Source organism: Streptomyces sp. NPDC048001, from assembly GCF_043203115.1.
GTDB lineage: Bacteria > Actinomycetota > Actinomycetes > Streptomycetales > Streptomycetaceae > Streptomyces > Streptomyces sanyensis.
Genome location: NZ_JBIDBN010000020.1, coordinates 63,899 through 74,192 on the forward strand (window position 1 = coordinate 63,899; position 10,294 = coordinate 74,192).

Below are 10,294 nucleotides of genomic sequence, written 5' to 3' on the forward strand. Positions count from 1 at the left end.
GTGCTCCACCGACGGCGCCTAGCCTCGCCCGGTGACCACGCTCTCCGTCATCGTCCCCTGCTACAACGTGTCGGCCTATCTGGCCGACACCGTGGCAGGGCTGGCGAACAACGCCCGGGACGACTTCGAGTTCGTGTTCGTCGAGGACCGCTCCACCGACGACACCTTCGAGGCCCTGACCGCGCTCACCGCCCGCCTGCCGCGCTCCGTCGTCGTGCGCCACGAGGAGAACCGGGGGCTGGCCTCGGCCCGCAACACCGGGATCGACCGGGCCGGCGGGCGGTACCTGACCTTCCTCGACGGCGACGACTGGCTCGGCCCCGGCCATCTGGCCGGTCTGGTCGAGGCGATCGAGCGGCTGGGCGTGGACTTCGTCCGCACCGACCACGTACAGGTGAACGGCGCGCAGCGCACCCTCCAGAGGGCGCCCGAGGGACGGCGGGGCGAGGTGCTGGACCCCCGTACCTCGATCCTCCCCGTCGGGGAGTCGAGCATGGTCGACTACCCCTACGCGTGGGCGGGCGTCTACGACGCGGCCCTGCTCGACCGCGGACTGCTCCGCTTCACGGACGGGCTGCGCACCGCGGAGGACCGGCCCTGGATCTGGCAGCTCCACCGCCGGGCGGACTCCTACGCGGTGGTCCCCCTGCACGGCGTCTTCTACCGCCGCGGCCTCGCCGGCTCCCTCACCCAGATCGGGGACGTACGGCAGCTGGACTTCGTCAGGGCCTTCGACCAGGTGCTGGCCGAACTCGCCGACGACCCCGAGCGGGACGTGCTGATGCCCAAGGCGGTCCGCGGCTACTGCGTCGTCGTCGCGCACCACCTGCGGGAGCGGCAGCGCTTCAGCCGCCCGGTCGCCCGCGAGCTGCGGACCCGGGTCTCCGCCGCCCTGCGGCGCATACCGGCCGGCGTGCTGGAGGCGACACTCGAAGGACTCGACGACGAACGGCGCACCCTCGTGCGGAAGGCGGCGGCATGACCACCCAGATCTTCTGCGCCGCCACCCAGTACGCGGCGGCGACCATCACCGCCGCGATCCGGGCCGGGATGTTCGGCCCCCGGGCGGAGCACCGGCGCATCCTGCTGGTCAGCGACACCTCGGCCGCCCCGGAGGTGGGGGTCCCGCTGGACGCCATGGCGGGCTTCGAGGCGCTGCGCGGGGAGTTCGACGAGGTGCGCTCCTGGAACGAGGCCATCCGCCCGCACCACCCGGCCGGGTGGTCGCCGCGGGCGCAGGACGCCGTCCTGTGGGAGCGCAGCCTGCGCCTGGCCTGGGACCTGGGCGACGGGCCGGTGGAGATCGCCTGCGAGTCCATCCAGGCCAACCCCTCCCGGGCCGTCGCGGCCATCTTCGCGGACAGCCCGATCCATGTGTACGCCGACGGCCTGATGAGCTACGGGCCCACCCGCAACCACATCCCGCTGCCGATGAGCAGCCGCATCCGCCGCCTGATCCACCTCGACCTGGTGCCGGGCCTGCGGCCGCTGCTGCTCTCCGAGCACGGGGTGGAGCCGGTGGCGGTGCCGGACGCGGAGTTCCGGACGGTGCTCGCGGCGATCACCGCGGCCGTCGGGTCCGGTGCAGCCGCGGGCGGGGCGGGCGCCACCGCGCTGCTGCTGGGCCAGTACCTGTCCGCGCTGGGACTGATCAGCCCGGACGAGGAGGCGGGGCTGCACCTGCGGATGCTGCGCGGCGCCGCCGCCCTCGGCCACCGCTCGATCGCCTTCAAGCCGCACCCCAGCGCCCCGGCCGACTCCACCCGGGCACTGGAGGACCTGGCCGGGGAGCTGGGCGTCACCCTGCAGGTGATGCGGGACCCGGTGCTGGCGGAGACGGTGTACGAGCGGGCCCGGCCGGAGCTGGTGGTGGGGTGCTTCTCCACGGCCATGGTCACCGCGGCCGCCCTGTACGGCATTCCCGCGGCGCGGGTGGGCACGGAGCTGCTGCTGGAGCGGATCACGCCCTACCAGAACAGCAACCGGATCCCGCTGACCCTGGTGGACGCCCTGGTCCCGGACCTCTCGGACACGGAGCGGGCCGGGCGCCCCGTGGACCTCCGGGCGGACGTCACCGACCTGGTCCGCGCCGTGGGGTACTGCATGCAGCACAAGGCGCACCCGGAGCTGCGCGGGACCGCCGAGTCGTACCTGTCGGGCCTGCCCGAGGAGCGGCTCACGCGCTACTTCAAGCGCCGGCGGCTCACCGGTCTCGGCCTGCCCGGGGCCACGGCCCCGGTCCGCGGCGAGGCGCTGCGGCGCAACCCGGTGGTGCGCAGGATGGTCCGGCGCCTGCGCTGAGAGCGGGCGGCCGCCGGACGTCGGGGCGGACCGGTGCCGCGGCTCCGGCTCGCCGGGATCACCGCCCGTCCCCGGCAGCGCCTCCGGGGCCCCGGCGCCGCCTGCCGGTGCCTCGGCGGGCACGCGCCCGGACGACCCTGTCCTCGTGCGGACCGTAGGCGAGGTCGAAGACGAGCAGGACGCCGGTGCGGCGGTCCACGCCGTCCTCCGCGTCCCGCGGCCGGGTGCCGATGCGGCGGTCCCGTACGGCTCCGAGGATCGCGGGGATCGCCGCGACGGCCAGCACGGCCAGCACGATGACGGTGTGGACAGCGGTGTCGAAGGTGTCGTTCACAACGGACAGCATGGCCCTCGTCACGCTGAGTCGACAGCGGCAGGGCTGTCACCGTGCGTCGAGTTCCGGCCGCGTGGGCGCCGACCCGGCGGCGCCGGAAGGCGCCGGGCACGGGGACGGCCCGGCATCGGGCGGCGCGGCGCGCCCGGCGGCCGCGGCCGGTCCACGGGCTACGGTGCGGCCCCCGCACCGGCCCGCTCGACGGCGGCGGCTCCCACGACCAGGTCCTGCCAGGACATGCCCACGCTCTTGAAGAGCTTCGGTCCCACGGCACCGGTGTCCACGGCTCCGCGCACCAGTTCGGCCAGGTTGCCCGCTATCCGGTCCGGGCCGATGTCGCCGGAGCGCAGGGGGATCAGGAGGTCGCCCGCCTCGCGCAGCGCCGCGGCGCGGGCTTCCACCACGACCGTCGCCGTGGCGACGAGTTCGGTGTCCACCTCCCGGGCCGTCGGTTCGTGCGACCCGACGGCCACGACGACCGTGTGGGACGCCACGGCCGAGGCCGGGAACAGCGGTGTACGGGAGGTCGTGCAGCAGGCCACGACGTCGGCGGTGGCGACGGCTTCCGGGGAGACCGGCTCCGCGTCCAGACCGGCTTCCCTGCAGTGCTCCACGAGTTCCGCGGCCTGCCGCGGGCTCCGCGCGGCGACGCCCACCCAGGAGAGCGGGCGCACCGCCCGGACCGCCTCCACATGGCCGCGCGCCTGCGGCCCGGCGCCGAAGACCACGAGCCGTTCGGCAGCCGGAACCGCGAGGTGGTCCACGGCCACGGCGGAAACCGCCGGGGTGCGCAGCAGGGTCAGCGCGGAGCCGTCGATCAGGGCCGCCGGGCGGAGCGTCTCCGCGTCCATCAGGAGGTAGGAGGCGATGATGCGCGGCTGCCCCCGGCCGGGATTGCCGGGGGCGACCCCGGCGATCTTCACCCCGGCGTACGAGGAGTTCGCCGAGGGCATCAGCAGCAGCTGCCCGGCGGCGACCTCGTGCACCGTCCTCGGAATATCCGCCTCCGGGTCGAGCCCCGCTCGCAGGGCCGCCTCGACGGCCCGGACGGCCCGCGGCATGGGTAGCAGGCGTGCCAGCTCCTCGGCGTCGATCCGGCGCAGGGCGGCGGGGTTCACGCGCTCAGTTCCTTCAGCACCAGGGAGGTCTTCTCCAGCGCGGCGGCCAGCTTCGCCGGCTCCAGCCCGTAGGTGAACCGCAGGTGCCGCTCGGTGCCGAAGTGGGCCCCGGCGCCGACCAGCACACCGCCCCGGGCGTGCAGCGCCTCGGCGACCTCGGTGCTGGACAGGTCCAGGTCGTAGCGGACGAAGGCCAGGGAGGTCGCCTCGGGCGGGACGACCGACAGCAGTGGGTCGTGGGCGTCGATCCACTGCTGCATCTGGGTCCAGCTCTCGCGGAGGAAGCCGCGGTAGCGGTCCAGCAGCCGGGTGCGGGTGGCGGGGGCGAGCGCCAGCTCGGCGACGGCCATCGCCGGCCCGGCCGCGGAGACGGTCGCGTACTCGTGCCGCCGGCGGAGCTGCGGCACGAGCGCGGCGGGTGCGACCAGCCAGCCGAGGCGCAGCCCCGGCATGCCCAGCGCCTTGGAGAGGCTGCCGACGCACACCACGCGGTCGTAGCGGCCCCAGAAGGAGGGGCTGACCTCCTCGGTGCGGAGTTCGGTTCCGCGGTGCACCTCGTCGGAGAGGATCCACGCGCCGGCCCGGTCGGCGATGGCGACGATCGCCTCCATCTCCTCCTCGGTGAGGACGATGCCGGCCGGGTTGTTGGGGGTCGTCACCGAGATGGCCCGGGTGTCCGGGCGGACCGCCCTCGCCAGCGCGTCGATGTCGGGGCGCCAGCCGCGCCGCGGGTCCAGGGGGAAGTCCTCGACCTCGGCGCCCCGGTTGCGGGCGGCGCCCCACACCTGCCGGTAGCCGGGTGCCATGGTCACCACGTGGTCCCCGGGGCGTACCAGGGTCTCGACGGCGACCGTGTTGGCCTCCGCCGCCCCGACGGTGACGATGACCTCCGAGGCGTGCTCCGCGCTCCCGGCGTGCCACTGCGCGATCTCCGTGCGCAGCAGGTCCGTGCCGCAGGTCGGCGGGTAGCCGAGTTCGCCGGAGAGCAGCCGGTCCAGCGCCTGCTCGCTGTCGACGATGTCACGGAGCCGGACCGGGCGGCAGCCGCTGTCGGCCAGGCTGTGGGTGGCGGTGCCTCCCAGTCTCCCCTGCCAGTCCAGCAGGTCGAACGGGGTGAAGGTCATGGGTGCGTCCCCCCTGGGCGCTCGGCGGTTCGGATGGACGGGAAGCGGGGCGGAGCGCGCCTACCCGGCGCTGTCCACCTTGGCCGGGTCGCGTTCGACGACCGGGTCGAGGAGTGCGTCGACGCGGCGCATCAGCTCGGGGTCGATGCGCACACCCGCCGCCTTCGCGCTTCCCCGGATCTGCTCGGGCCGGGAGGCGCCCACGATCGCCGCGGCGACGTTCGGGTTCTGCAGCGTCCAGGCGACGGCGAGCTGGGCCTGGGTCAGCCCCAGCTCCTGGGCGAGGGGGGCGAGCTGCCGCACGCGCTCCAGCACCTCGTCCCGCAGGAAGGCCCTCACCCAGCCGGAGCCCACCTCGTCCGCGGCCCGGGAACCCTCGGGCGGCGGCTGGCCGGGGCGGTACTTGCCGGTGAGCACGCCCTGGGCGAGCGGCGACCAGACGATCTGGCCGAGCCCCTCCCGCTCGCAGAGCGGCACGACGTCCTTCTCGATGACCCGCCAGAGCATCGAGTACTGGGGCTGGTTGGACACGAAGCGGTCCAGTCCCAGCTCACCGGCCAGCTCCAGGGCCCGCGCGATCTGGTCCGCCGTCCATTCCGAGACACCGATGTAGAGGACCTTGCCCTGCCGGATGAGGTCGTCGAAGGTCCTGAGGGTCTCCTCCAGCGGGGTGCGGCCGTCGAAGCGGTGGGCCTGGTACAGGTCGACGTAGTCGGTGCCCAGCCGGGTGAGCGAGCCGTGGACCGCCTCGGTGATGTGCTTGCGTGACAGTCCGCCGTCGTTCGGCCCCGGGCCGGTCGGGAAGAACACCTTGGTGGAGAGCACCAGGGACTCGCGCCTCAGCCCCTTCAGCGCCTTGCCGAGCACGGCCTCGGCGGCCGTGCCCGCGTACACGTCGGCGGTGTCGAACGTGGTGATGCCCGCGTCCAGCGCCGCGTGTACGCAGGCGACGGCACGGTCGTCGTCGATCTGGGACCCGTGTGTGAGCCAGTTGCCGTAGGCGATCTCACTGACCTGGAGCCCGCTGCGGCCCAGACGCCTGAATTCCATGCTCAGTCCTCACTGCTGTCGTCCCCGCGCGGAGGCAGGGGTGTGATCCGCACGCGGTTGTCGTGGAAGACGGCTCCACCGCCCATGTCCGCGTCCCGTTCCTCCACGGTGGCGTTCGGGCCGTGGCCGCCGGTCAGCTTGGGCCAGTGGCCCTTGGCCGTCATCGCGACGCCCGGCCGTACGACCTCGTCGACCACGGCCGCGGCCTCGAACTCGCCCCGGACGTTGCCGATCAGGACGCGGTCGCCGGCCGTGATCCCGGCCGCCGCGGCGTCCTTGGGATGCAGCACGACGGAGGGCCCGCCGGCCCGGCGGCGCAGTGCCGGCCTGTTCCCGAAGACGGTGTTGAGGAAGAAGTGGTTCGCGACCGAGATGAGAACGAAGGGGTAGGCCCGCGCCAGTTCCCCGTCGCCCGGCTCGGCGGCCGGCACGTATCCGGCCAGGGCGTCGTGCCCGTCCGCCCGGGCGGTCTCCGAGACGAACTCCAGCTTCCCCGAGGGGGTCGGGAACCCGTCCGCGTAGGGAGCGAACTCCTTCGGGTCCGGGTAGGAGAGCCGCGCCCACCCCCGCTCGCGCAGTGCGTCCACGGTGATGCCCGCCAGCGAGGGGTGCCGGGAGTCGAGGAGTTCGCCGGCCAGTTCCTCGTCGCCGGCGTACAGCGCCGGTTCCTTCAGGTCCATGGCCCGGGCCAGGCGCCGGAAGGTCTCGGTGGTGGACAGGCACTCCCCGGGCGGGGCGACCGCCGGTTCGTTCCAGGTGACGTACAGATGGCCGTAGCCGTCGTGGACGTCCAGGTGCTCGGGCTGCATGGTGGCGGGCAGCACGATGTCGGCGTAGTCGGCGGTGTCGGTCGGGAAGTGGTCCATGACCACGGTGAACAGGTCCTCCCGGGCCAGGCCCCGGCGGATCCTGTTCTGGTCGGGCGAGCTGGCCACGGGGTTGGCGCCGTAGACGACCAGCGCCTCGACGGGCGGGTCGTCGACCTCCAGCAGCCCTTCCGCCAGCCGCGTCATGGACAGGGTCCGCACCGGACGGTCCAGCAGGTCGTCCCGGTGGAGGGCCTCGCGGTTGCCGCCGAAGTAGCCGTCGGTGGAGTAGAGCAGGCCGCCGCCGGGCCGCTGCCAGTCGCCGGTCACGGCGGGCAGGCAGGCGAGGGTCCGCAGCGCGGTGCCTCCGCCGGCGTGGCGCTGGATGCCCTGCGACACCCGGACGGCGGTGGGCCGGGTCCGGGCGATGCGCCGCCCGAGCCGGACGATCTCCTCCTCGGCCAGGCCGGTCTCGCGCGCCGTGCGCGCCGGGCCGAACTCCAGCACCCGCTCCCGGAACGCCTCCCACCCCACGGTGTGGTTCTCCAGGTACGCGCGGTCCTCGGCGCCCTCCGCCAGGACCACGTTCAGCAGGCCCAGGGCGAGGGCGGCGTCCGTGCCGGGCAGGGGTGCGAGATGCTCGTCGGCCTGCGCGGCCGTCCGGCTGCGGACCGGGTCGACGACGACGACGTGGGCGCCGTCCCGCCGCGCACGCTGGATCACCTTCCACAGGTGGTGGTGGGTCGTGAGGGGGTTGCTTCCCCACAGGAGGATCAGCCGGGAGCACTCCAGGCTCTCGGGGTCGATCCCGGTGCTCGTGCCGAGGGTGTACCGCAGGCCGGCGAGACCGGCGATCGAGCAGATCGTCATGTCGTGGCGGGAGGCCCCCAGGACGTTCCACAGGCGGCTGCCCGCCCGGCCCTGGAGCCCCTGGAGGAAGCCGAGGGTGCCGGTGCCCTGGTACGGCCAGATCGCCTCGCCGCCATGGCGTTCGATCGTCTCACTCAGCCGCCGCGCGACCTCCTCCAGCGCGCTGTCCCAGCTGATCCGCTCGAACCGCCCCTCCCCCTTGCGGCCGACGCGCCGCAGCGGGTGGAGCAGCCGGTCGGGGGCCCTCGTGTGCTCGAGGAACTGGTTGACCTTCACGCACAGCGTCCCCCGGGTGTACGGGTGGTCCGGGGTGCCGCGCAGCGCGACGGCCTCACCGTCCCGGACGGTGACCTGCCAGCTGCAGCCGTCCGGGCAGTCCAGCGGGCATGCCCCGGGGACCTGGGTGACGCTCATGCGCCGCCTCTCCTTCCGTGAGATTTCCGGTACCGCTTCCCCCTGCGCCGGGCCGTGCTCCGGTGCGGCGGCAGGGAGGGTGGCGGGGGCGGGGAGCCCTGCCGCCTGCTGCGGGGCACGGCCCGGGCGGCCGCGGTCGTCCCGCCGCGTGCCCACCCGGGCTGCCGCCGGGCGTGCGGGCCCTCCCGGCCGCACGCCCGGCGGGGTGTGTGCGCGTGCGCCGCGGGTTCAGCTCCGCGGGCGGTCGGCGAGGGCAGCGGCGTCGTGCTCGTCGCCGTACCACTTGTCCTTCCAGCGCGAGAAGGCGACGATCACGATGTCCCGGTGGCCCGGTCCGCCGTCGGCGGAGACCACGTCGGTGACATCGTGCTGGAGCGCCCTGTCGTCGAGGAGGACGGCCTGGCCGGCCTCCAGGGTGCCCGTCCAGAAGGGCGTGCCGGCGCCGGGCTTCCACAGCCGGGTCTCGCTGCCGCCGACGTTGTTCCGCCGCACGACGGCGATCATGACGTACTCGTGGCCGTCGTGGTGCACGCCCTCCGGGGTCAGCGGCCCGGGGCGCCGGCCGTCGGCCCTGGTGCGGTTCTGGTGGACGTTGATCTGCCAGTCCTCGCCGCGGTCCAGGCCGATCGCGTCCGCACCGAGCGTGATCATCGGGGTGAAGTCGACGAGCACCGGCTCGTAGGAGCGGCGGATGCCGCCGCCCACGTTGTTGAACGTCCGGTACGTCGTGTAGTCGCGCTGCGGGAGCTTCTCGTAGCGCCAGCCCCGGTCGCGTCCGGGTTCCGGTGCGACCCGGTACTGCGCGAACCGCTTGAAGCGTGTGCCGTTGCCCATGTACGGGTCGAGCGGGAGGTCCTCGTAGCTCTCCCGTACCTCCGGCGCGGCCGGGGGTACGTCGATGACCGAGAACCCCTGGGGGCCGAGTGCCATGGCTCGGAGCCTTCCTGTCGGACCGGTCAGTGAACGGCGGGATCGGGCATGCGTTCGTCGAGGTAGCGGGCCGAGGAGTTGAGCCGCCACAGCGTTCCGCGGGCGATCGCCCGCCGCATGCGCTCGGACTCGGCGGCGGGGACGACGACGTTGTGGAACCAGCCCGCCGCGTGGCGGGAGTCGATGGTGATGTGGAGCTTGTGGTAGACGATGCCGACATCGGGGAGTCCGAGCCGCTCCCAGGCGTGCACGACCTGGACGAAGCGGTCGGGCGCCAGCCATTCGGTCATCCCGAGGAATCCGACGGCTTCCGCGTACAGGTGCCGGTAGCGGCACAGCAGCACGGCGAGGTTCCCGGACAGCAGCGCATTGGCGGTGAGCGACCGCTCCATTTCCTCGGCGGAGATGTCGAAGACCCGGAAGATCTGGTTGAAGAGATGGGTGTGGACCTCGGCGGGCTCGCCGTTGCCCATCTCGTCCCAGAAGTTTCCGGCGATCTCCAGTTTCGCGGCGCCGCCGGTGCCGACCTGCATCAGTGCGAGCAGGTCGTCGAAACGCCCGTCGACGACCGATTCCTGGATGACGTAGTTCCGCAGGTCGTCCGCCGTGGCCCGGTCGCGGATGAATTCCCGGTAGTACGGGTGCTTGTAGACCCGGTGGGCGCGGGCGGACTTCTTGAGCCAGGAGAGGAAGGCGGCGGGCTCGGCCGGCGCCGCGTCGAGGATGCCGGGCTCCAGCATGGCGTCCTCGGCGGCCACGGTGGCCTGCTCCAGCAGGCGAAGCACTTCCTGGAGGGCCAGGGAGCCCTCGGCGCTGGGCCCCTCGGGGAGCTGCATCGAGAGCCCGTAGAGCCGGGACAGCAGCAGCTGCTGCCCGTAGAAGGCGGCCGGGTCACCCGTCGCCGCCTTTGCGTTGAGTTCACCGACGGCCGTGCGGAGGGCTGCACGCTTTTCGGCGCCCAGTGACGCGTCGAGTTCGTCCGCGGGAGTCCCCAGGAAAGAGGAGACCTCCGCAACCACGGGATAGGCGTCCAATGCCGGCTTCCGGTCGGCTAACGGAGACGCTACGTCCATATTTCCCCCTGACATATACCCGTTTCCCATGCCAATGACATGGCCACACGAATAATCTAACTTCCTTACCGCATGAAGATCTACATCGCCCCAAGATCGTGACGCGATGGAGGGTCTTGACAGGTCTGGTATTTGCGGGAGGCCGTGGGCCGTGGGGGGGGGGTTAAACCCACCCCCCCGCCCCCGCGAAAACACCCCGTTGGCGGAGGACTACATTTACCCCACGGTGGGGGCCCCCCCCCCCCCCCCCGGGGCCCGCTACCGGGGGGGCGGG

9 protein-coding genes are annotated in these 10,294 nt (G+C 73.4%); 2 read left to right on the plus strand and 7 right to left on the minus strand.

The window, feature by feature from the left end:
• Positions 1-31 precede the first annotated feature (31 nt).
• Complete coding sequence (locus tag ACGF15_RS28195) at positions 32-982, plus strand: glycosyltransferase family 2 protein (protein WP_392803000.1); 951 nt, start codon at positions 32-34, stop codon at positions 980-982.
• Positions 979-2,301 carry a polysialyltransferase family glycosyltransferase gene (locus tag ACGF15_RS28200; RefSeq protein ID WP_392803003.1) on the plus strand — a complete coding sequence of 441 codons (1,323 nt, stop codon included), beginning with the start codon at positions 979-981 and terminating at the stop codon, positions 2,299-2,301. Before ACGF15_RS28195 ends, ACGF15_RS28200 begins: the two co-directional genes overlap by 4 nt.
• 58 nt (positions 2,302-2,359) lie before the next feature.
• On the opposite strand, the gene ACGF15_RS28205 is transcribed toward ACGF15_RS28200, so the two are convergent.
• From ACGF15_RS28205 to ACGF15_RS28235, 7 genes are all read right to left on the minus strand, one after another.
• Complete coding sequence (locus ACGF15_RS28205; protein ID WP_345615127.1) at positions 2,360-2,647, minus strand: hypothetical protein; 288 nt, start codon at positions 2,645-2,647, stop codon at positions 2,360-2,362.
• 158 nt (positions 2,648-2,805) lie between these two features.
• Complete coding sequence (locus ACGF15_RS28210) at positions 2,806-3,753, minus strand: ornithine cyclodeaminase family protein (protein ID WP_392803006.1); 948 nt, start codon at positions 3,751-3,753, stop codon at positions 2,806-2,808.
• On the minus strand, positions 3,750-4,877 hold the full coding sequence (locus tag ACGF15_RS28215; protein WP_345615124.1) for an aminotransferase class I/II-fold pyridoxal phosphate-dependent enzyme: 1,128 nt from the start codon (positions 4,875-4,877) through the stop codon (positions 3,750-3,752). The genes ACGF15_RS28210 and ACGF15_RS28215 overlap by 4 nt, the downstream gene beginning before the upstream one ends.
• A 60-nt stretch (positions 4,878-4,937) precedes the next feature.
• On the minus strand, positions 4,938-5,927 hold the full coding sequence (locus ACGF15_RS28220) for an aldo/keto reductase family protein (protein WP_345615123.1): 990 nt from the start codon (positions 5,925-5,927) through the stop codon (positions 4,938-4,940).
• A 2-nt stretch (positions 5,928-5,929) separates the two neighbouring features.
• The gene (locus ACGF15_RS28225) at positions 5,930-8,017 is read right to left on the minus strand and encodes a molybdopterin-dependent oxidoreductase (protein ID WP_392803010.1); all 2,088 of its coding nucleotides are present in this window, start codon (positions 8,015-8,017) and stop codon (positions 5,930-5,932) included.
• A 228-nt stretch (positions 8,018-8,245) separates the two neighbouring features.
• On the minus strand, positions 8,246-8,947 hold the full coding sequence (locus ACGF15_RS28230; RefSeq protein WP_345615121.1) for a 2OG-Fe dioxygenase family protein: 702 nt from the start codon (positions 8,945-8,947) through the stop codon (positions 8,246-8,248).
• A gap of 26 nt (positions 8,948-8,973) precedes the next feature.
• A complete protein-coding gene (locus tag ACGF15_RS28235; RefSeq protein ID WP_362606648.1) occupies positions 8,974-9,981 on the minus strand; it encodes an iron-containing redox enzyme family protein in 1,008 nt (335 codons plus the stop codon).
• Positions 9,982-10,294: the final 313 nt, after the last annotated feature.

Excerpts from the sequence above, each read along its gene's own strand:
- ACGF15_RS28200 (WP_392803003.1), top strand. The coding sequence starts at position 979 with ATGACCACCCAGATCTTCTGCGCCGCCACCCAGTACGCGGCGGCGACC.
- ACGF15_RS28205 (WP_345615127.1), bottom strand. The coding sequence starts at position 2,647 with ATGCTGTCCGTTGTGAACGACACCTTCGACACCGCTGTCCACACCGTC.
- ACGF15_RS28215 (WP_345615124.1), bottom strand. The coding sequence starts at position 4,877 with ATGACCTTCACCCCGTTCGACCTGCTGGACTGGCAGGGGAGACTGGGA.
- ACGF15_RS28220 (WP_345615123.1), bottom strand. The coding sequence starts at position 5,927 with ATGGAATTCAGGCGTCTGGGCCGCAGCGGGCTCCAGGTCAGTGAGATC.
- ACGF15_RS28225 (WP_392803010.1), bottom strand. The coding sequence starts at position 8,017 with ATGAGCGTCACCCAGGTCCCCGGGGCATGCCCGCTGGACTGCCCGGAC.
- ACGF15_RS28230 (WP_345615121.1), bottom strand. The coding sequence starts at position 8,947 with ATGGCACTCGGCCCCCAGGGGTTCTCGGTCATCGACGTACCCCCGGCC.